Source organism: Massilia sp. UYP11 (assembly GCF_050434805.1).
GTDB lineage: Bacteria > Pseudomonadota > Gammaproteobacteria > Burkholderiales > Burkholderiaceae_D > Telluria.
The window spans coordinates 1-22,071 of record NZ_JBNDJE010000034.1 but is presented as its reverse complement, the minus strand read 5'-3'; the positions used below and the strand labels follow the sequence as shown (position 1 = coordinate 22,071).

The following is a 22,071-nucleotide window of genomic DNA, read 5'->3' as shown; positions in this document are numbered from 1 at the left end:
AAGCTGAGGCAAACTATTACAAGCAGTTGAGCAGTCAGGCTATCCCGGCCTGACTCACACTAACCGGCCTCCACGAAAGCCGGGGCGGTTCAATCGTCCTCAAGCATGCCCTTCAGTCGAGTGCATGCCCTTGCGAGTTCCTCAAGTATGTCAAGGCCGTAGGGCAGATATGAGAACTCATCTTCGGTATTGAGATAAGCTTTCGCACAGTGCGCATCGAAAATCGATACATGAGCCAACAGGTCTGACGCTACTGTTCCGTCGACCCATTTTATGTCCTCGGTGGCCCCGTTCACGAGCAATTCGAAAACTGCCTCGGCGGGAGAATTAGACAAAGAGGCAAGTTGCGCGTTAGGCAGAATGCGCTCACTTTGGTCCCTCGCGCGACACGCTCTTTTCAGAACCCGCGAATATCCCGATTTTCCGGAACCGTTGTGGCCATATATAGCGGTAATGCCTGCTTGTTGAATTGGCAAAACCTGCTCTTCTGCCAACGCGTTGACGTTCTTCAGGTCTTTGACAGCTGTAAGGCGCACACGTGCACCATCTGGTGTTCTGGACTCTGAAATCTCTCCTGATAAGGTTTCAGCAACTCTTAGCTTGACATCCGGGATGCCATGCTCCTGACGTAAAAGTGCATAGATGTCATCAAAATCCGACGCAGAGAGCTTCGCACATGAGTAGAGCCGCCGAACTGCGTCTTGTTGCCATAACGGCAAAGTACGTGACCACTCAATCACCGTCCCAAGAATCATCTCATCCCCAAAAGAATCGCCGCGATTTCGCTCTGGCTACGGGCGAATTGCCATAATGTAATGCCGGGAAGCATAGCACATTGATAATTTATTTTGATGTTTTTAGAAGGAGCTAGCTTAGTGCTGCGTCGTCATTCATGCGGTCGTCACAGGTGCCTACGCCCCCTTCCGAGTTCACCGCTGCGCCAACTCAGCGTTTCTTACGACGGCACCCTCTCGAAGCGTACTCAGCAAGCCAGGATAAATATGGATGTGTATAAGTCAGACCTGAGCCTGACTTGAGTCGGGGGCTAACGGATGCGTCCCGGAGTGCCAGCCAACTATTCAGCAGTTGGTTGAAAAAACGTATCCTGAGCTGCAATCTGAACAGTTTGCTGTCCCCAATGGAGGCGTGGCACTTGAGGCGGCAGTGGCAAATCAGTGGCAGAAGGCGTCGAACTACCCCCACGCGAAGCTGCGCGAAACAGAGCGCAGCTAAGCGCAAGTTATTGATTTATAATAGTCTTACCCCTCAACGGAGCGGGTCAAAGGATGCAGTTGGCACGTTCGGGACGTAGAGGCCGGAGGTTCGAATCCTCTCACCCCGACCAGACACTTAAAAGCCAGACCAGGCGTCAGCCGGTCTGGCTTTTCGCATTGATTCATGCATGGGTCGGTCATCGCCCTGCGGCGATACCGCGCCATATCCCGTGACTGTCGTCCGGGGACCCGCAGAGTCCGCGACAGATCCGTGCCGAGCATTGAGCATGACCGGATCTGCCGGGATGGCTTGTTGCCTATGCCAACTCGGTAACGAACTGCGACAATGGGCGGCGCACTTTCTTCAGGTCGACCAGCCAGTCGCCTTCATCCGCACGATAGCCAACAGGCAAGAGGATTACCGAACGCAATCCACGTTCACGCAGCTGCAGGATCTCGTCGACCTTGGCCGGATCGAAGCCCTCCATCGGGGTGGCATCCACTTTTTCCTCAGCGGCAGCGATCAGCGCGCTGCCGAGGCCGATGTAAGCCTGACGCGCGGCATGCTCGAAATTGGTCTGGGCGTCGCGTTGCGGGTAGGTCGCCAGCAATTGCTGGCGGTAGGCTTCCCAACCTTCGTTTCTGGCGCCGCGCTCGGCGTTCACCAGATCAAACATCGCATTGATGCGCTCGGCGGTATACGTATCCCACGCGGCGAACACGAGCAGATGCGAGCATTCCGTCACCTGGGCCTGGTTCCAGGCATGCTCCCTGATCTGTTCACGCAGGGCATCGTTCGTCACCACAAACATCTCGTATTGTTGCAACCCACTGGAACTGGCCGTCAGGCGTACCGCCTCGAGAATGCGGTCGATCTTCTCTTTGGCGACCTTTTTAGCAGGATCCATTTTTTTGGTGGCATAACGCCACTGCAAGGTTTGCAGGAGATCAGACATGCAGATTTCTTTCCATGTGAAGTGAATGACGCACCATGATGCCGGACTCGGCGTTTTCTTGCCGAGCAGGGCTTCATTTTGCCGCGGCACTACGTCACTTCACCGCCTGATTCGTCGCGTGCTGTAAGCCGAAGTACAGGATGACCGCGTGACGCACTGGCCGCGGCAGGAACGACACCCATGCGCTCACCGCACTGCGACCCTCGAGGCTGCCATCTTGCCATGCGCCGCAACGGCACACGGGAGCCGCGCCCCCCACCCTCCCGCTGCCCGGGCGCGCCGGGCCTGGCGCCGCCAGGCCTTTAAAAAGCCACCCGACGCCGGATCACGACCATGGTCCCCCTCCCCGCCCTGCCGTGGATGCGCACTTGCGCGCGGATGCTCGCCGCGCGTTCTCTCATGCCGCGCAGCCCGATCGACGACGGCGCGGTCAGGCTCGCGCGACGGATGCCGATCCCGTTGTCGCAGATGCGCACCAGCAGATGCTCGGCGCGGACGATGACCTGCACCACGATATGGGTCGCCTCGGCATGGCGCAGCACGTTGGTGAGCGCTTCTTGGCACATGCGTAGCAGCTCTCCGGCAATGAACGACGCCGGCTCGACATAGGATTCGTCGTCATACCGCACTTCACACACGATGTTCGCGCGCCGCTCGATGTCGGCTGCCTGCCAGCGCAACGCCGCCAGCAGCCCTTCCTCCAGCGCGGGCGGGCGCAGCAACGCAGAAATATCCTGGACAGAAAAAATCGCCATGTCGACGCTGGACAGCGCGCTCGCGAGTTCATGCCTGATTTCCGCGATGGATGGCGGCGCGAGCGGGCTTGCCAGGCGCTCCTGCAACAGCCGGATATCGATCTTCGCCGCGGTCAGCACCTGGCCGAGCTGGTCGTGCACTTCGCGGGAAAGAATCCTCCGCTCGTCATGCCGCACCTTTTGCACGGTGTCGAGCAAGGTGCGCAATTCCTGCTGCGATTGCTGCAGGCGTAACAGCTCGCCCTGTCGCCAGACGACATCCCTGCGCAGGCGGACCAGGCGGACATTGGCCTCGATGCGGGCGACGAGTTCCCTCGCGCTGAAGGGCTTGATGACGAAATCGTCGGCCCCTTCTTCCAGCGCGGCCACGCGCACCTTTTCATCAGCATGTCCGGACAGCATGATGACGGGGACCGTGCTGAGCTCATCTTGCTGGCGCATCAGGCGCAGCAGTTCGATGCCGTCGATGTCCGGCATCACCTTGTCGATCAGGATCACGTCCGGCCGGATCGCCATCGCGAGCTCGAAGCCGGCGCGCGCCAGGTGAGCGGAATGAAATGCAAAGCCGGCCCGTTCGAGGATGCGCTTGACGTGGGCGACCAGCAGCGCTTCGTCATCGACCAGCAGGACGCGGATCGGCGCGCCCCCGCCCTTCCCGGACGACGCGGCGCCGGTGACCGGCGCCAGCGCCCGCGAGACGCCCTGCATGCACAGATCGAGCAGGGCGCCCAGAGACGGATCGTGGCTGGACGCGTTCAGGAAGAACAGCGCGAGTCCGCCCGGGCTTGGGCCGGACGCCAGTTCGAAAGGAATCGCCGCGAACGAGCAAGGCCGGTCCCCGACCCACTCGGGGCGGTTCGGCCCAAGCGCCTGCAGCCGGCGCGCCGCGCCGAATGCCGCCAGGTCCGTCACTTCCGCGAATTCCGCGCAGCAGATCGTGGCGGCCGATACCGCGTGCTCGGGCGGCGCGCGCAAGAAGCCCGCGTGCGATTGCAGGGTCAGGCCGCCATCCGGCGTCTCCATGTAGATCGCCACCGCCTCGACGTCGTCGCGCATGCGCGCCACGAGCTGGTCGGCCACCTGTTGCAACTGGACCGGCGAAGCCAGGTATTCGGTCAGCGATGCGTGGGCCAGCATGCGGCGCCGCGCGGTATCGAATTCGGCCTCGTCGACGAAGGTTGCGCCGGGAGGCGGCTGCCTCATTGGGGATCGCGTCATCGCGCCTCACCTGCCCGGATGCGGGCGCCCGCCATCCGGTCCGCGAATCGCCCGCAGGATGGGCCGCACGGTCCCCCTGCCTGCCTTGCATCGCTCGCCGGGCTAGCGCGCTTGGTCGTCATCATGTCGTTCCTCCAGTATCGTCGAGCACTTCGGCCAATGCGCGGGCCAGCATCGACTTGCCATAGGGTTTGTTGAGAAGCCGGACGTCGGCATCGAGCTCCCCGTCGCGCCCCATGGCCTCAACCGTATGGCCGGAGGCCAGCAGGATGCGCAGCCGGGGCCGCAGCGTACGGGCTCGCCTGGCCAGCTCGATGCCGGACATGCCCGGCATGACGACGTCGGAAAACAGCACATCGACGCGCCCCGCCCCTGCCAGGTGCGCCAGCGCCTGCCCGGCATCGCAGGCCCACGTGACATCGCATCCCAGCTCGCGCAGCTGGCCCAGCACAAGCTGGAGGACGGTCGCATCGTCGTCGACCAACAGCACGGCGCACCCGCGCAGGGCCGGCAGTGCGCCCCCGGACGCCGCCGGCGCCTGTGCCGACATGCCGGAAAGCGGCAGGTACAGCTTCACGATGGTGCCGACGCCATCTGTCGAGTCGATCGTCACGTCGCCGCGCGACTGCCTGGCGAAGCCGTAGACGGTGCTGAGCCCGAGACCGCTTCGCGACGACTCGCTCCTGGTCGTGAAGAAGGGTTCGAACGCCCGGTCGATGACCTCGCGCGCCATGCCGTGCCCATCGTCGGCGATGGCGATCACCACGTACTCTCCGGGCTCCAGATCGAGCCCGGCGTCGTCTGCAGCGCCGGCTTCGGCCAGCGTCAGCAGGATCGTCACCCGGCCGCCGCCGGGCATGGCATCGCCCGCATTGAGCACGACGTTCAGGATTGCCGCCTCGAGCTGGCCGCGGTCGACACAGGTACGCCACTGCGCGCCGGTGTTGATGAGCCGCACGTCGATGCTGTCGTTCAGCGCGCGTGCGATCAGCGGGCGCAGTGCGTCGACGACCTCGCCGACAACCACGACTTCGGGCGCTAGCGCCTGGCGCCCGGCGAAGGCCAGCAGGCGCCGGGTCAGCTGCGTTCCACGCTCGCCCGCGAGCTGGAGCATGCGGGCGACTTCTCCAAGCTCCTCATCGTCGGCCAAGGCATTCGCCAGTTCGTCTGCATTGCCGATGATCACCGTCAGCCAGTTATTGAAGTCATGCGCGATGCCGCCCGTCAGCCGCCCCAGCGCCTCGAGCTTCTCGGTCTGGCGCGCACGCTGCTCCGGTGCGAGTCGCTCGCTCGGATCACAGCTTACCGACAAGATCGCCCTCGGCGCGCCATCGTCGTGCCGCACCAATATCCAATGGACATGCATCGTGAGGACGCGTCCATCCAGCGTCGCATGCGGCAGTCGCCCCGAAAAAACGCCCCGTTGCCCGAGAATCCGCATCGCGCGCTCGAACTCCCCCGCCGGGCAGCAGGCATACAGCGTCTGCGACACGGGCCTATCCAGCACTTCGTCGCCGGACCATCCGTAGCGCCGCACGGCTGCCTGGTTCCAGTACAGCACCCGGTTGTCCATGTCGCGCACGACGATGGCCTCGGTTGCATTGTCCAGCATCTCGGCCTGCATGCGCAGTTGCGGCTCCCGGCGCCGCGCTTGCCGGCCGGATGCGCCGTCGGGCTGCGCTTGCGGGGCGTCACGGCAGGCATCGCCGCACACTGCCGCCAGCAGCAGGTCGGCGGCCAGGCGCAGGCCGTCGACGACGCCGGGCGCGGGCATGCGCGCCGTCCGGCCTGCGGTCGCCAGGACGCAACTCACCCGGCCTTGCGGCCCGGCCGCGCTGCGCGTCACCTTGCGAAAGGTGCGCACGACGCCATGCGGGGCAAGCCCGAGCTCGTGCAGGGCGCCATCGGCCAGGTCGACGTCGCCCGCCGTCCGTGCGTCGAGCGCGAGGATCGCCTCGCGCAACTCCCCGTCCGGGGAAGAACAATAATGGCGCCGGCCGCCTTCATGGGCCTCGAGGATCAGCATGGCCGTCTCGTCTCCCGACAGCATCAATGCCAGCCCAAGCACCTTGTCGATGCAATGCGGGTCACTCAACCTGTCCACCGTCATATCCCAACGCTAGCCTCACTAATGTCAACACAATGGCGACATTAGCATGACGTCAATACCAGATACCACACCGAACGGGAGCGCAACGCCGGCCCCGTCGCTGGCGCCTGATCGGACGCACGCCGGCATGCGGGCGCACCGGCGCATGCGAACCAGGGCGCGATCCGTGACGGGTCTGGCGGTGACGTCGACCGTGGCAGCCGACGTGGATTGGCGGGAGGCGGGAAAGTCACGCCCGTCAGGCATGAACACGGCCGACAGGATGGTTCGGGGCAGGAGAAGAACGCTGAGCATGGGCGCTCCGTCTTTTGATAGCAGTGCGATACGTGGCGGCTAACCGTCCCGGGAGGCGTGCAACGATTCGACGAGGTCGGCTATTTTCTCGATGCGCAAGGGCTTGACATGGTGGGCGTCCATGCCCGCAAGAACGATACACTGGTGCGTGGCGTCGTCGCCCCAGGCCGTGAGGGCGGCGATGCGCGAGGCCTTTCCCCAATCCGTCTTGCGGACGCGGCGCGCGGTTTCAAAGCCGTCCATGCCCGGCATACCGATATCGAGCAGGATCAGATCGGGTTCGAGGTCATGCCCGCGGGTCAGTGCATCCGGTCCCGAATAAGCGACCACCGGGTCACAGTCGAAGTGTGAGAAAAGCAGCGCGAGCGTATCGGCGGCGTCGACATTGTCGTCGACGATGAGAATCCTGGGCTTGTTCGGAAGATTGATGGCGTCGGTCAAGGGGGCCTTGCGTTAAATGGTCGTATCCAGAGCGCAAGCTTAATGCCGGCACGGCGTCCGTCAATCGGGGCGTCTACGACACGCTGTCGTAATTCTGCTTGCCGGCGCCCGCGCCGGCGGTTGCAGACAGCGAGCGCCAGACCCCGTCGAGCCATGCGCCGCGTCCGGGGCTGCGCGGCCCCCCCGGCCGCGGCGCGCAAGCCAGGACCGTGGACAGGTCGATCACTCTTCGGCGACGCCGACGATGACACCGGCCGGGACGCGATCCGACGTGCGGCGGAACGCACATGTCCGATTGATCGACAGCATAGCGATGCACGGCGCGTCGGTGCATCGCATTTTTTACGACAGGCCGTCACCGATCGAACGGCGCCCGGTCGATTCTGACACGACACCAGGTCAATCTCGCACCGAGTAAACGACTGTTGCCATAGCTACGAGTCATCAATGGGGCTATATAATCCGCGTGCACGGATCATTCGCTTTGTTTCTTCCACCTTGATGCGTCACCCAGACCCGGCTTTCCCAGCAATGCCGGAGCGAATCTGGCAAGACCTTCGCTGGTGCACCAGGATCGTCGCTACCCGCCACGCCAGCGGGGCGCCGCCCCCCCCCTTTGCACAGCGACTCCCTGCACGCACCGTAGCGGTCGCCTGCCGCCTACGGGACCGCATTTGCCCAATCAATCTTTCAAATAGGCAATTAAGTGAGCCCGATAACAGACTTGTCCGCGCAATATTGTTACACTTGCCCCTTTGCGAATTCACACGCCTGCACCTGCGCGCACAGCGTCCAAACAAGATGATAAAAGTAGTGATCGCTGATGACCATCAGCTGGTGCGGGAAGGCGTCAAGAAGGTATTGTCCACGGACAGCGGGATCGCGGTGGTCGGCGAAGCGGCCGATCTGCCGTCGGCGATCGCCGTGCTCGCGTCGACGCAGACCGACGTCTTCATTCTTGATCTCAGTCTCGGCAACCAGGATGAACTGGAGGCGCTTCGCACCACCATGCGCATCTATCCGGCCATGCGCGTGCTGGTGCTCAGTTCGCACAGCGAGGAACGGTTCGGCATCGCCGTGCTCAGGCTCGGGGCTGCGGGCTACCTGTGGAAATCGAGAACGGCGGACGAGGTCGTGACCGCGGTGTGCAGGGTCCATTCCGGCGGGCGCTACCTGAGCGATACGCTGGCCGACCTGCTGGCCCGTGAGATCGCCTCGCCGGAGCCACGCCATCCGCATGACAGGCTCACCGAACGCGAACTTCAGGTCTTGCGCCTGCTCGCCACCGGCTGCCCGGTAAAGCAGATCGCGGGCCGGCTGGACATCAGCATCAGTTCGGTCAATACCTACCGCGGCCGCATCTTCCTCAAGCTGGAATTGAAAAACAACGCCGATCTGGTTCGGTATGCGCTGCAGCACGGCATGATCGCCTGAGGTTGCGCGGGCGGCCAGCATGCCGCGATGTCCGGCGCCGCCGCGCGTTCCGTGCGCATGCCATCGGGCGTCGCGGCGCCCGGCATCGGACGGAGGGCATGCGGGCGGGCGGGATTCAGGCGGACAGCACTCAGACGCGATCCAGCGCGCGGCGCAGATCCGCTTTGCCATAGGGTTTGTGCAACACGTCGCCTGCGGGCAGCGCATGGGCGCCGCCGAAGCTCTCGGGGGAATAGCCGGTACTGAGCAGGATGCGCAGTCCGGGCCACCGGCGGCGCACTTCGTTGGCCAGATCGATGCCGCTCATCCCGGGGAGTCCGATGTCCGCCAGCAACACCTCGACATGCAGCCCGGCCTCCAGCAGGCGCAGGGCCTCTTCGGCGCTCGCGCTGGCAGTCACCGTATGACCCATCGCCTCGAGCAGTACATGCACATGGGCGCGCAGGCTGGCATCGTCCTCGACCAGCAGCACCGAACGCACATGATGCTGCGCGGCCGGTCCCGGCCGCGCAGCCGCGACCGGCTTTCCGTCGGCGCACGGCAGATACAGCGTGACCACCGTGCCCCTGCCCGGCTCCGACCAGATCGTCGCCCGACCGCCCGACTGCCGTGCGAAACCCTGGACCATGCTCAGGCCAAGTCCGCTGCCGCCCGGCTTGGTGGTGAAGAACGGATCGAACACCAGCGGCAGGATATCGGCAGGGATGCCGCTGCCATTGTCGCTGACGGAGATCGCGATGCAGGGGCCGCCCTCGACGCAGCCGGCCAGGGCTGCCGTGTCGCTGCCCGCGAGCGCCATCGCCACATGGATCGCGAGCGCGCCGCCACTGGGCATGGCATTGCGTGCGTTGATGCACAGGTTCAGGAGCGACGTCTCGAGCTGTCCGCGATCCACGAAGACCGTGCAGGCGTCTTTCTCGACATCGACGGCGAGCTTGATATTTTCCGGCAAGCTGCGGCGCAGCATCGGCTCGATCGCTTGCAGCACGGTGCCGATATCGATCAGTTCCGGGGCGAGCGCCTGGCTGCGCGCGAACGCGAGCAAGCGCTGCGTCAGCTCCGCGCCGCGCTGGCCCGCGCTCTGGATCATGAGCGCGAGCTCGGCCAGCTCCCTGCGGCCATGCAGCGCCTCCGCGAGCTCGTCGGCGTTGCCGATGATAACCGTCAGCAGATTATTGAAATCATGGGCGATGCCGCCCGCGAGGGCGCCCAGCGCCTCGAGCTTCTGCGCCTGCGCCATCTGCTCATACAGCTCGGCGCGCTCGCGCACGTCGCTCGAGATCAGCAAGGTCAGGCATGGCAGGCCCAGGGAATTGCGCACCACGATCCAGCGCGTATGCATGGCCAGCGCATCACCATCGCGGCGCCGGTGGGTCATGCGGCCGGTAAAGTCGCCGTGCCGCATCAGCGTGCGCACCGCCGCGGCGAATTCGGGTTCCGGGATGTCCTTGCAAACATGCTCCCGCAGCGGCCGTCCGAGCACCTCGGCGGCGCGCCATCCGTACAGGCCCGAAGCCGCGCGATTCCAGTACAGTACGCGCTGGCGCATATCGCATATCAGCACCGCGTCGCCGGCGACATCGAACATGTTGGCCAGGTCGCATGCGCCCGGCCCGGCGCCCGCCGTTGTCATCGTCGCCGCCGCCGGGGCGACGCTGCCCACGAGGTGACGCCGGCCGCCGTCGAGTTCCACCGCGAATACCTCGTGCACCACCGGGAGCGGCGCTTCCTCGCCCACGCACAGCGCATACGACGCGCGCCAGTGTCCGTCCGCACGCGCCAGGCATGCGCGCAGGCCAGCCTCCACGCATGCGCGGTCCACCGGCGCGACACGCGCGATCCAGCCCTCGAAGCTGTCGACGCCGGCGATCGCGCGCGCGAACGCCCGATCGGAGGAAGCGCCGCAACGCACGGTCCCGCCGGGAAAATACCAGTCCCAACGCACGGACGAACCGGCGGACCGGCGGACCGGACGAATCTGGCTCACTACATCGCTCATGGCATCAGTTCGGTGGCGATGTCCGTTCCCGTCATGCCCGCCGGCGCCGCTCCCGCGCCTGCCGGCGGGTCGTCGCACAGGATGCCCAGCAGCGGCCCACGCACATGCCCGCACCCGGCCGCGATCAGGAAGGCCTGCTGTCCGGGCTCGGTCACGCCGTCCGCGATGGCAGGCAGCCCCAGGCTGCGCACCAGATCCAGCATGGCGCGCGCCAGGGCGGCATCGACGGCCGACCCCAGGCAGGCATGCACGACCTGCGGGGCGAGGCACACGCCATCGACGATATTGCGCCGCAACAGGGCGAGCGCCGCCGCGTCCATCGCGAATCCGGCGAGCACGAGCCGCACGCCGACCGCGCGCAGCGCATCGACGTTGGCGCCAGCGGTGCCGGCCCCCAGGGCCGCCGCGGGCAATTCCAGCGCGAGCCTCCCGGCGTCCACGCCGGCAGCCGCGAGCATGCCGGTCAGGCGCCGGGCGAAGTGCGGGTCGCGCAGCTGGCTGCGCGCCAGCGCCAGTGTCAGGCGCCGGTGCGCCATGGCGGGGTTTCCTTTCCAGCGCGCCAGGATGGCGCCGCACTGCCCGAGCATCCAGGCCTCCAGCTCGGGCAGGATGCCGCAGCGCTCGGCCGCCGCGAACACCTCGTGACCCTCGACCGCCGGCGCTGATGCGCGCGGCCAGCACAGCGTCGCCACGGCCCCGGCCGGCACTCCTCCCCCATCCACCTCGCAGCGCAGGTCCAGGCGCAGGCGGCCTTCTCTCAGGTCGCGCGCGAGGTCCTCGTCCAGCGCCGGCGGATCGGGCGCGTCTCCCGCCACCACCAGCGCGTCGCGTCCGCCGTTCTTGGCCTCGTACATCGCCTGGTCGGCGCGGCGCAGCAGCTGGTCGATGGGCTCCTCACCATCCCGCACGAGCACCACGCCGACGCTGGCGGTCGACTGGTGCACGATCTTGCCGATCTCCACCGGGCGCCGGAAGGCGCCGACCACGCTGGTGCCGACCGCGCGCGCCTGCCGCGCGGCGGCCGCGGGATCGGGGTCGAGCCCCTCGAGCAGGATCACGAATTCGTCGCCGCCGAACCGGGCCACGGTATCCTCGGCGCGCACGCAGGCGGTCAGGCGCGCCGCGGCCTGGCGCAGGAATTCATCGCCGGCGTCATGGCCGTGCCCGTCGTTCAGGCGCTTGAAATTGTCCATGTCGATGAACAGCAGCGCGCCACAGCGCTGCTGGCGCGCGTTGCGCAGGCGCAGCTGGGCGACCCGGTCCAGCAGCAAGCGCCGGTTCGGCAGCCCCGTCAATGGATCGTAGTAAGCCAGGCGCCGGATCTGTTCCTCGACCGCGCGCTTTTCGCTCACGTCGCTGCCGACCCGCAGGATGACGTCCGGCTGGCCGTCCGCGCCACGCACCAGGGTCCAGCTCTCATCCACCGACAGGCTGCGGCCGGCGCTGCATTGCTGCACGCTCTCCCCGCGCCACTCGCCGTGCTCGAGGACGGCGGCCAGGGCCGCGCGCGGGACGTCCTGGTCCTGGTAGCAATGCCCGACCTCCCGTCCCAGCGCCAGTTCGGCGTCCACGCCATACAAGGCCTGCGCTCCCTGGTTCCAGTAGCGGGCGACCAGGTCCAGGCCAAGCACGGTGATCGCCTCGCGCGCGTGGTCCAGCAACGCCGCCTGTCGCTGCAGGCACGCCACCGCGTCGAGCCGCTCCAGTTCGGCCTGGGCGCGGCTGGCGATGACCCGCAGGACGGTGTCCAGCACCTCGTTTTCGACCAGGGGCTCACGGAACAGGACGAAGGCGACGCCGAGAAAGCGTCCGTCGGCGCCGGCAAGCCGGCGTCCGGCATAGGCACGCGCGCGCAATCCCGGCAGGCCGGGCGCATCCGGACAGCGTTCGGCCAGGCCGTCAGGAATGATGTGCTCGTCCTCCATTGCGAGGGGCGCGCAGGGCGTGCCGGGCAGATCGTATTCGAGCTCTTCAAGCTCCTGTTTATCGACCTGGATCGCAATGGTGCGCATCCTGCCCGGCATGCCTTCCACCGGCCTGGCGATCAAGCCGCCGTCCGCCCCCAGCGCCTGCACCAGGTGCTGCAGCAGCGCCTGGAAATACGTCTGTGGATTGCCGCTCGGGACGCTGGCCGCCATGCCCATCAACGCCTGCTGGATGCGCCGGCGCTCGGTCAGGTCGCGCATGCCCCCGACGATGCGGACGATGACGCCATGCTCGTCGCGCAGCGCACGCGCATTGTCCTGGATCCAGGCATAGCTGCCGTCGGAGCGCCTGACCCGGTATTCGGCGCTGAGCTCGTCCTGCCTGCCCTCCATGACCGGGGCAAACGCCTCGCAGACGCCGGCCCGGTCGTTCGGATGGATCAGCTGCAGCCAGGCCTCCAGGCCGAAATCGGGCTCCTCTATGCAGCGCCCGACCAGCGCCGCGATGCTGCGGCTGCGCCACATCATGCCGGCCGCGATGTCCCAGTCCCAGATGCCGTCATTGCTCACCTGGGCGGCGGCGCGGAAGCGCTGCTCGCTCTTGCGCAGGCTTTGCTGGATGCGCCGCTGCTCGGTGATGCATTGCACCGCGCCCTCGATGCCCGACATGCCATGCCTTCCGGCCGCCGGCTGCCCCATCACCCGCAGCACCTTCGGACTGGCGCCGATGAAGTCGAGCTCGACGTCGAACGGAACGCCCTGGCGGCGGCACGACGCCAGGGCCACCAGCAGCTTGCGGCGCGACTGCGCCGGAAAACGGTCCATCAGGCCCGCTCCCGCCGGATCGTCCAGGCCCAGCAACTGCTGCATGTGGCCGCCGAGCTGGAGCGCGCCGGAGGGCAGCGCCAGGAACCAGCCGTCGATCGCCGCCATGCGGCCGGCGTTGCCGAGCAAGACCGATGAGCGGCGCAGCAACTCGCCGTTACGCACCTGTTCGGTCACGTCCTCGGCGACCCACAGCACCTGCGCCTTGCCGTTGGCGCGCGCGCGCACGCTCGACATCGTCGACCTGAGCCAGACCTCGCCGCCATCGCCGCGCAGGAAGCGCCGTTCGCTGCGTACCGCGTCCTGGTGGCCGCCGGCAAGCGCGCGCAGCGCCTCGGCCGCGCCGCCGCGCTCGCCCTCGGGCTCGAGCGCCGCGAGCGCCATGCCCGCCAGCGCCGGCTCGGCATGCCCGACCATGGCCGCGAAGCTGGCGTTGGCCTGGACGATGCCGCCGTCGGCGCCCACCAGCGCCATGCCGTTGGCCGCGTTGGCGAACAGGTGACGATAGCTGTCCTCGGTCCGCTTCAGGCGGCGCCGTGCGCGAAACCACATGACGCCCATGAGCCCGAGCACCAGCGTCGTCGTCGCGTTCGCCGCCTTGAGCTGGACCTCGAGCGCGGTGGCGCGTTGTGTGCTGGCCATGCGCAGCGCGCGTTCGTCGCCGCTGACCTTGCCGACCAGCACCCGGATGCTGTCCTGGAGCTGCTTGGAAGCGCGCATCTTCTCTATACGGATGGGCCTGCCTGCAGCGGCGTCGGCCTGTATCTCCAATGCCTCGTCAAGCCGCGACCGCACTTCCTTCTTGAGCGCGACGATCGCGGCCGCCGCCGCGACATCGGCATGGTCGCGCGCCACGCTGCGCAGGTGCTCCAGCGCAGCCTCGATGCGCGGCAGCGCCAGCGTGGCCGGTTCGAGAAAGGCCGGGTCGCGCGTGATGACGAAGCCGCGCGTGCCGCTCTCGACGTCGACCGTCAATTGCAGTAACTCCTGCAGCTCGCGCTCCACCCTGGCCGATGCCATGGTGACTGCCTGCTGCCTGCGCATATCGTCGATCAGCGAATGCGACAGCATGGTGGACAAGGCCAGCGTCGCGAAGAAGCCTATCGGCCACAGCCAGACCGAATGGGCGCGCACGCCCAGGCGCCGCATGCGGGCGCGCATGACGGCAACGATGTGCGGGCGCATCACTCGCTCCCTGTGGCGGGGACGACGCGAGCGCGCACGCGTGCGTCGGCGCCCGGGCCGGGCCGGACGCGGCGCGGCGCTCGCGCCGCCGCCCCGGATGCGGATCCGCTGGCGCGCAGACGCGGGCCGCGTGCGCATGAGAACGAGGCAGCGCGGGTCGCAGCATGGACGTGCGGAGGATTGGGCATAGGGATGAGAGGGTCGGTAATGCGATTCGCATTTATCTGCTGATTTTTCCAGCTGGAAACCCGGGCCGCAAGTCAAGCAGATTGCGACAGGGTGTCGACATTCCGCCAATGGCTGGCAGGCGCAGGCTCACGTATGCTCCGGGGGGCGCGCCCGACCGTCTGCACGCATGGGAAGGCGGCATGCCGACGGCGGCAAACGGCAGTGACGGCAGGCGACAAGCCCCAGGGACCACGACGAAGGAACGAGATGACATTCGCGAACGAGCTCTACCTTCTGGTCGCCGCGGCGATGCGCGGGCAAGCCGGGCATCCAGCCAGGCTGGTCGCGATGTCCTGGGCAGCGCGGGCCTTGCCGGCCTCGCCGACCTGCGCCGCGGGCCAGGCGCACACGCAGCGGAGACCGCTTTGAACCATGACATTCTGGTTGTCGACGACAACGAAATGATACGCTACCTCCTGGAGCGGTCGCTCAGGGCTGCCGGGCATCGGGTGCGTGTCGCCGCCAACGGCGTCGAGGCGCTCGCCTTGTGCGAGACGATGCATTTCGACGTCCTGCTCACCGATCTGAACATGCCGCTGATGAATGGCGACGCGCTCATCGCGCGTGCCCGCGCGCTCCAGCCTGGCCTGCGCTGCATCCTGCTCTCCGCCGACGAGGTTCCGCCCCAGCCCCTGGGCGACGGCGTCACCTGCCTGACCAAGCCGCTGTCGAGGAAGGAACTGGCCGCGCTTGTCGCACGGGCCGGCGGCGACACCTCCCTGCCCTGAGTGCACCGTGGCTGCGGCCGGAAGCGGGCGCGATGGCCGCATTTTCGGTCGCTTGTCTGGTGCGATGGCGCAAGTCATCCCGCTCGCGACACGACATCGACCGGTCCATGGACTGTCGTCGTGCCGGCCCACCGCCCCGCGCGCACCATGGCTTCGAATTCTTCCAACGGCATCGGCTTTCCGAACAGATATCCCTGGAAGGCATGGCAACCGTGCGCGGCCAGGAAGGCGCGTTGCTCGCTGGTCTCCACCCCTTCGGCGATCACTTCCAGTTCCAGCCCTTTCCCCATGGCGATGATGGTCTGCGCGACCATCGCATCGCGCTCGCTCCCGGGCAATTCGTCGACGAATGACTTGTCGATCTTGAGCTGGGTGAGCGGCAGCTTGGTCAGGTAGTTGAGCGACGAATTGCCGGTGCCGAAGTCGTCGAGCGAAATCAGGAAGCCGTGCGACTTCAGGGCGTTCAGCCTGGATATCGAGGAGGTGAAGTCGTCGATGGCCAGGCTCTCGGTCACTTCAAACTTCAGTCTGCCGACCGGCGCGCCGCTGTGCGCGACCTCGGCCAGGACGTCGTCCACGAAACCATCGGACTTGAACTGCAGGGGACTGATGTTGACGGCCAGCGTCAGGGTCCGCAGCAGCGGATCGTCCGCCCAGCGCGCGAGCTGGCGGCATGCGGTCGCGAGCGCCCAGCGGCCGACCGGCAGGATCAGCCCGGTTTCTTCGGCCAGGGGAATGAAGACGGCGGGGGAAATCGTTCCCCGTTCCGGGTGATTCCAGCGTAACAAGGCCTCGGCCCCGATCGCACGGCCATCCAGGTCCACCTGCACCTGGTAGAACAGCACCAGCTGATCCTTCGCGATGGCTTCGCGCAGCGCGTCCTCCATCCAGTTGCGCTCATCGATCTCGGATTGCATCGCATCCTCGAAGAACGACACCCTGTCGCGCCCACCTTTCTTGCTCTTGTACATGGCCAGTTCGGCCTGCCGCAACAAGGCGTCGCCCGCCGTGGCGCCATCCTGGAACAGGGTCACGCCGACCGAGCCGGTGCAGGCGAACCGATGACCGTCCAGGACCACCTGGTTGGCCATGGCATGCCTGGCGGCCTCGGCGATGGCCAGTGCGCGCGTCATGGCGACGTGCCGGTCGGACCCGAGCGACTCGCACAGCAACACGAAGCTGTCGCCGCTGAAACGCGCCAGCACATCGCAGTCCCGCTTCGCCGCAAGGAAGCGGCGCGCGACTTCCACCAGCAGGCGGTCGCCCGCCGCATGCCCGAGCGAATCGTTGATCTTCCGAAAATGGTCCAGGCCCATCATCATGACCGCGCCGTACTCCGCCGTCCCGACGCGATCGACGACGGCGCGTGCGATCCGATCCGATAGCATGGCCCGGTTCGGCAAGTCCGTCAGGGCGTCGAACTGCCGCAGACGCGTCGCCAGCGCATGCGCCTGTTTCTCGGCTGAAATATCCTGGAAATTGACGACATAGTGCATCGGCTTGCCCTGCGCATCGGCCACGGCGCTGATGGACATCCGTACCGTATACAGGTTGCCGTCGCGGTGCCGGTTGACGAGCTCGCCGTGCCAGTACCCCGTCAGCGTGAGCGCGCTGCGCATCTCGTCGTAGCATGCGCTTTCGTGCAAGCCCGAGCGCAGGATGCGCGGGCTGCTGCCTACCGCCTCCCGGGCCGCAAAACCGGTAATGCGCGTGAAGGCCGCATTGACCCGCTCGATGACGGCGTCGGCGTCAGTGATCAGCATGCCATCCTGGCTTTCGAACGCCACCGCGGCGATGCTCAGCTCGCGCTCGGTCTGGCGCCGCGCGGTGACGTCGCGTGAGACCGCCAGCACGCCAGCCACCCGGCCGGCCGGGTCACGGATCGGCACCTTGATGAGTTCGAGGCAGCGCTTCTCTCCATGGCGCACCTGGATGACGTCGTCGCTCCGGAACGTGCGTCCGCTGCGCAGGACTTGCGCATCCCCGCGCGCCAACAGGGCGACGAATTCGCGGTCATCGAACAATGATTCGTCGCGGCGTCCGAGTATCCTGTCGCGTCCCAGCCCGACCAGTTCCTCGAAGGCGCGGTTGCAGTGCACATAGACCAGGCCGGCATCCTTGAGCGCCATCGCATCGGGACTGCCCTCGAGGACCGAACGCAGCCGGGCCTGGTCGGCAACGAGGTCGCGCGCCGTCTGTTCCAGTTGCGCGTGCTTGTGCATCACGTCCGCTGTGGCTGCCCGAACCGCACGGCGCAGCGCCCGGATCCAGAGCAGCGCCGCGGCGGTTGCCGCCAGCACGCAGGCGACGGCGATCGCCAGCAGGCGCAGGTAGGAACGAAACTGGACTGGCTGGCCGAACCATTTGCGCCGCAGGGCTGCGCGTTCGTCCGGCGTGATCCTGTTCATGCCTTGCTCGACGCGCGCGAGTGTTGCTGCATCCCCCTTGCGCACGGCCCAGTGGAACTGTCCCGAATACAGGGTGAACGCCTTGGCAAACCGTTGCTGGCCGCGATACAGGTACAGAAAATAATTGGCCGGCATGTCGTCCATGCAGAACACACCGATCTCGCCGGCGTCCGCCGCCGCCAGCAACGCGGTGTAGTTCGGATAGGCATGGAGCGATGCGACGCCCAGCTCCATCAGGCGGTCCACGCAGGGGTCGCCGCGCTGCACCCCGACCGCCACGCCGCGCAGCGCGTGCACGTCATGGATGCCGGGGATCGCGGCGTCCACGTAGATGCTCGCATCGAGCGTCGCATACGGCCGCGAGAAGTCGTACAGGGCAGCGCGCGGCGCTGTGCGGAACAGCATGTCGATGACGTCCGCACGCCCCTCGCGCATGGTCTGCTGCGCGGCCGACCACTGCATCGGCTGGAGCACGACCGGCACGCCGGTCTTTTCCTCCCACAGGCGCCAGAGATCGACCAGGTAACCCTCGGGCTGGCCGTCACCGTCGACGAACAGATACGGCGGATAGTTGTTGTCCATGACGACCCGCAACGGCGCCGGCGCGGCGCCGGCCGCGCCGGCCAGCAGGAGGACCGCCAGCATCAGGCAGTGCCGCAGGCGGCGCACCGCGGCGCGGCGCCGGCCCGGAATCGGCACGACGGACACCGTCACCAGGTCGCCATCCTTGCGCAGGAAGTCGACATCGGGCCTGCAGGACTCCGCGGCGCCGGGGCTGCCGGCGCCGCGCAGCGCCAATCGGTCGTGCGTTCGCGCGTGGCCGGGTCCGGGCGATCCGCGCACGCCCGGCGCGCGGTGCAGCGCTTCCGGGCGGCAAGGCGGGTACGCGAGACGGCCGTGCGCAGATCACCGGCCGGCACGTCGCCTCCGCTGAACGGAAAATTGGCTTTCATGACTTTCCCTGATGTCGGTTGCATCCATGTGATTCAGTGAATGCCATTGCAAGGAAGAATTGCTCACGACATGCGGGGCGCCGGACAGGCATCGTGCCTGTCTTTCACCAAGGACCATTCACCGACATTCTGTAAAAATCCATGCCGTCCGTACCGACAGTCAATTTTTACGATGCACTTTTATATTCTCTAATTTTTCCATCAGGAAATACGACTTACAAGTCGTATGAATTACGACAGGGTGTCGCTTTCCGTCGCCGGCAGGCGGCGCCGCCTTCCGCAGTGCGCGCTCCGGGCCGCGCTCCAGCGTTACGGCACGCTCGGCGCCGCCGGCCCTGGACGATGGTCCTTTGGTCTGATTGAAGGAAGGACATCGCTCACTTAGGATGAAAATCTCTTAACCCAGGCATCTCGGGAGGCGTTCCATGATCCTCGCTAGACTTTCTTACCGTCCGTCACGCGTGTTGGCGGGATGCTGTCTTCTCGCCTTGTCCGCGTGCGCCAACCAGGAGTTGAACCACCAGCTTGCCGCCAGTCGGGAAGCGGTCGATCAGGCGCAGATGGCGGGCGCCGAGCAAGCCGCTCCTTCGGAATTCGGTGTCGCGGCCGACAAGCTGGCGCAAGCCAACGCCGCTGCCAGGAGCCGGCGTGAGCATGACGCGATGCGCCTGGCCCAGCAAGCGCAGGTCGATGCCAATCTGGCGCGCGTCAAAGGCGAATCGGCCCAGGCCAGGCTCGCGGCTGCCGAACTGGCCAAGACTAACCAGACATTGCGCGTGGCAATCAACCGCGCAAGCCAGAACCAGTAGAGGTGAGAGATGAACCACATCCTTCGATCAGCCGCCGGCGCGGTTGTCGCCGGCATCATCGCAACGGGATGCTCGACGTCCCCGCCGGCGTCCGAGATGGCTGCCGCCAATACGGCGATCGGCAATGCCGGACAGGCGATCGACCAGGCGTCGGCCGACCCGCGCGTGGCCAAATACGCCCCCAGCGAACTGGAACGCGCAAATGCTTCACTGCAAAAGGCAAAAACGGCGTGGAACGACAAGCGCGACCTGACGGCCACGCGGCATTTCGCCTATATCGCACAGCAGCGCGCAGCCACGGCGCAGGAATTTGCCAACGAGCGTGCTGCGGAAGATGCAGTGAAGGTTGCCGCGGCGGAACTGGACCAGACGTTGTCGGTTGCGGCCACGATACAACGGACCCAACCGGGCGCACTCACGGAGCTGGCGCAAAAGGGGTTGGCAGGTTTCGCCAGCGGATCGGCAAAGCTCCCGGCCAGCGCCATTCCCGCGATCAACGAATTGGCCACCATGCTGAAAAACGATCCCGAACGCGAGGTCGTGATCGAAGGGCATACGGACAGTGTCGGCAGCCCGCGCTACAACCAGGCCCTGGCATTGAAACGTGCAGAAGCGGTGCGTGACGCCCTGATTCGTCGTGGAATCGACACCCGCCGTATCGCGATCCGGTCATATGGCGAAGAGCTTCCGGCCTCCAACAACGCCAGCAGGATCGGGCGCCTGGAAAACCGGCGCGCGGAGGCCATTACTGCCGACGCGTCGCAGATGGTGGGGGCGTCCCAAATCTCGAAGACGGTGTCGTCGGACGAGCAGGGCGAGCAGCCCCGCCAACCCGAGCCGTGATGCCTGAGACGCGGATCCTGATGGGCTCGAGCACGATCTGACGACCCCTGGCGTTCGATTTTCCGGCGCTGCAGCGCCGGGTGGTGCGCCGCCAGGATGTAGTCGATGCCGTCGGGACGACGCGAAACGCCGCGCAAGGCGGCAGGGCCGCCTTGCGTGATCCTTCTGCGATTCGAGCGCGATTCGAGCACGATTCGCGCACGACCATGTCGTCGGCCTCGACGGTGCCGACCGAACGCGCCGGCCGGGCGCGCTCCGCTCTGGAAAACGGCGGCGCCGGCAGACATGCCGGTTCGACTTGCCGTTCCCTGTCCTCCTCCATTCCCTCTCCCGGCCCGGGTCCGGATCGTCACCCCATCGGCGCCACCCCGGCACCCCGATGACGTCGTCATGCGCCCTGGCGGATGCGGATGTGGGCCGTGTTACGTCGGAAATGACGTGCGTTTGTTCCAATACCGCCATCCGCTTTATGATATGCACAGCAGCCGGGCATTGCCGTCGCCGGCTGGCGCCCAACCTTCAATCAAAAGGAACATCATGCCCGAAACCCTCACCGTCACCACTGCCGACAGCAGCTTCGACTGCTACGTCGCGCGTCCCAATGTCGTCGGTACTTACCCGGTCATCGTCGTGCTTCAGGAAATCTTCGGCGTGAACGCCGGCATCCGCAGCATCGCGGACAACTACGCCGCCAAGGGCTACATCGCCGTCGCCCCCGACCTGTTCTGGCGCACCGACCCGGGCATCCAGCTCTCGGAGGCCAACGAAGCCGACGTCGCCAAGGCGTTCGCGCTGTACCAGTCCTACGATGTCGACCACGGCGTGCAGGACATCGCCGCCACCATCAACGCCGCGCGCACGATGGAAGGCAGCACCGGCAAGGTCGGCGTCACCGGCTATTGCCTGGGCGGCCTGATGACCTACCTGGCCGCGGCCCGTACCGATGGCGACGCCTTCGCGGTCTATTATGGCGGCGGCACCGACCAGTACCTGCACGAGGCCAAGCACATCGGCGCTCCCCTGCTCTACCACCTGGCCGGCGCCGACGAATACATCGGGCCGGAAGCGCAGGCGCAGATCAAGGCCGCGCTGGAAGGCAAGGCCGATGCCGAAGTGCATGTTTACCCGGGCCGCGACCATGCCTTCGCCCGTCCCGGCGGCAGCCATTACGACCACGCCGACGCCACGCTGGCCAACAGCCGCACCGACGAATTCTTTGCCCGCACCCTGCGCTAAGCGCCGCTGCCTGCCGGCGTCCCGCCGGCCGGCACTCTCCCGCGTATCCAGCGGCACGACGCCACGCAAGCCGTTCCTCCAGACTTGTGCAAAGCTGGTCGAAATTGCCTAAACCTGCTCGCTGCTGGATTCCTGCTTCACCGGGGCCAGTTTCACGCCGTGCTCGTGCACGGCGCCAGCGCCTGCCCCTCCACAGGCTGTCGCGGTAGAACTTACCGCCATTGTTTCAAGGTTTGCGGCCGCATTGACATCGCGGTCGTGGACCGTCCCACAGCCCGTGCAGGTCCACTGCCTGGTGCCCAGGTCGAGCTTCTCCATCATGTGGCCGCAGCTCGAGCACGTCTTGCTGCTCGGGTACCAGCGGCCGGCCACCACCACCCGGCCACCGCGCCACGCCGCCTTGTAGTCCAGCTGACGGCGCAGTTCATGGAAACCCATGTCGGCGATCGCGCGCGCCAGGCGCCGGTTGCCCAGCATGCCCTTGACGTTCAGGTCCTCGATGCCGATGGT

The 22,071-nt window shown here is 66.4% G+C and carries 14 protein-coding genes; 5 read left to right on the top strand and 9 right to left on the bottom strand.

Annotation, left to right across the window (positions count from 1 at the left end; translation table 11 throughout):
• Nucleotides 1–89: 89 nt before the first annotated feature.
• The 5 genes from ABIB38_RS23395 to ABIB38_RS23375 all read right to left on the bottom strand — a co-directional run bounded on the left by ABIB38_RS23395 (nucleotide 90) and on the right by ABIB38_RS23375 (nucleotide 6,988).
• Entirely contained in the window at nucleotides 90–755 is a 666-nt protein-coding gene (locus tag ABIB38_RS23395) for a hypothetical protein (protein WP_429207122.1), read from the bottom strand.
• 776 nt (nucleotides 756–1,531) lie between these two features.
• The gene (locus ABIB38_RS23390; RefSeq protein WP_429207120.1) at nucleotides 1,532–2,170 is read right to left on the bottom strand and encodes an NAD(P)H-dependent oxidoreductase; all 639 of its coding nucleotides are present in this window, start codon (nucleotides 2,168–2,170) and stop codon (nucleotides 1,532–1,534) included.
• A gap of 302 nt (nucleotides 2,171–2,472) precedes the next feature.
• A complete protein-coding gene (locus ABIB38_RS23385) occupies nucleotides 2,473–4,128 on the bottom strand; it encodes an ATP-binding response regulator (RefSeq protein ID WP_429207118.1) in 1,656 nt (551 codons plus the stop codon).
• Nucleotides 4,129–4,264: 136 nt separating this feature from the next.
• On the bottom strand, nucleotides 4,265–6,169 hold the full coding sequence (locus ABIB38_RS23380; protein WP_429207116.1) for an ATP-binding protein: 1,905 nt from the start codon (nucleotides 6,167–6,169) through the stop codon (nucleotides 4,265–4,267).
• 417 nt (nucleotides 6,170–6,586) lie between these two features.
• Nucleotides 6,587–6,988 carry a response regulator gene (locus tag ABIB38_RS23375; RefSeq protein WP_429207114.1) on the bottom strand — a complete coding sequence of 134 codons (402 nt, stop codon included), beginning with the start codon at nucleotides 6,986–6,988 and terminating at the stop codon, nucleotides 6,587–6,589.
• An 813-nt stretch (nucleotides 6,989–7,801) separates the two neighbouring features.
• Here ABIB38_RS23375 and ABIB38_RS23370 point away from each other — a divergent pair.
• Complete coding sequence (locus ABIB38_RS23370; protein ID WP_429207112.1) at nucleotides 7,802–8,422, top strand: response regulator; 621 nt, start codon at nucleotides 7,802–7,804, stop codon at nucleotides 8,420–8,422.
• A 130-nt stretch (nucleotides 8,423–8,552) separates the two neighbouring features.
• On the opposite strand, the gene ABIB38_RS23365 is transcribed toward ABIB38_RS23370, so the two are convergent.
• Both ABIB38_RS23365 and ABIB38_RS23360 read right to left on the bottom strand, forming a co-directional pair.
• Nucleotides 8,553–10,421: an ATP-binding protein gene (locus ABIB38_RS23365; RefSeq protein WP_429207110.1), complete on the bottom strand. Its 1,869-nt coding sequence runs from the start codon at nucleotides 10,419–10,421 to the stop codon at nucleotides 8,553–8,555.
• Nucleotides 10,418–14,356: a diguanylate cyclase domain-containing protein gene (locus tag ABIB38_RS23360; RefSeq protein ID WP_429207108.1), complete on the bottom strand. Its 3,939-nt coding sequence runs from the start codon at nucleotides 14,354–14,356 to the stop codon at nucleotides 10,418–10,420. Before ABIB38_RS23360 ends, ABIB38_RS23365 begins: the two co-directional genes overlap by 4 nt.
• A 593-nt stretch (nucleotides 14,357–14,949) precedes the next feature.
• Here ABIB38_RS23360 and ABIB38_RS23355 point away from each other — a divergent pair.
• Nucleotides 14,950–15,312, top strand: coding sequence for a response regulator (locus tag ABIB38_RS23355; protein ID WP_429207106.1), 363 nt, complete (start codon nucleotides 14,950–14,952; stop codon nucleotides 15,310–15,312).
• A gap of 74 nt (nucleotides 15,313–15,386) precedes the next feature.
• Here ABIB38_RS23355 and ABIB38_RS23350 read toward each other — a convergent pair whose 3' ends face one another.
• Complete coding sequence (locus ABIB38_RS23350) at nucleotides 15,387–18,518, bottom strand: EAL domain-containing protein (protein ID WP_429207105.1); 3,132 nt, start codon at nucleotides 18,516–18,518, stop codon at nucleotides 15,387–15,389.
• Between the two features lie 667 nt (nucleotides 18,519–19,185).
• Between ABIB38_RS23350 and ABIB38_RS23345 the strand changes: the two genes are divergently transcribed.
• From ABIB38_RS23345 to ABIB38_RS23335, 3 genes are all read left to right on the top strand, one after another.
• Nucleotides 19,186–19,482, top strand: a complete 297-nt coding sequence (locus tag ABIB38_RS23345; RefSeq protein ID WP_429207103.1) for a DUF4398 domain-containing protein — start codon at nucleotides 19,186–19,188, stop codon at nucleotides 19,480–19,482.
• Between the two features lie 9 nt (nucleotides 19,483–19,491).
• The gene (locus tag ABIB38_RS23340) at nucleotides 19,492–20,325 is read left to right on the top strand and encodes an OmpA family protein (RefSeq protein ID WP_429207101.1); all 834 of its coding nucleotides are present in this window, start codon (nucleotides 19,492–19,494) and stop codon (nucleotides 20,323–20,325) included.
• 537 nt (nucleotides 20,326–20,862) lie between these two features.
• The gene (locus tag ABIB38_RS23335; protein WP_429207100.1) at nucleotides 20,863–21,561 is read left to right on the top strand and encodes a dienelactone hydrolase family protein; all 699 of its coding nucleotides are present in this window, start codon (nucleotides 20,863–20,865) and stop codon (nucleotides 21,559–21,561) included.
• Between the two features lie 108 nt (nucleotides 21,562–21,669).
• Here the strand turns inward: ABIB38_RS23335 and ABIB38_RS23330 are convergent.
• Nucleotides 21,670–22,071 (bottom strand): RNA-guided endonuclease InsQ/TnpB family protein (locus tag ABIB38_RS23330; RefSeq protein ID WP_429207098.1); only part of this gene is annotated, 402 nt, incomplete at its 5' end.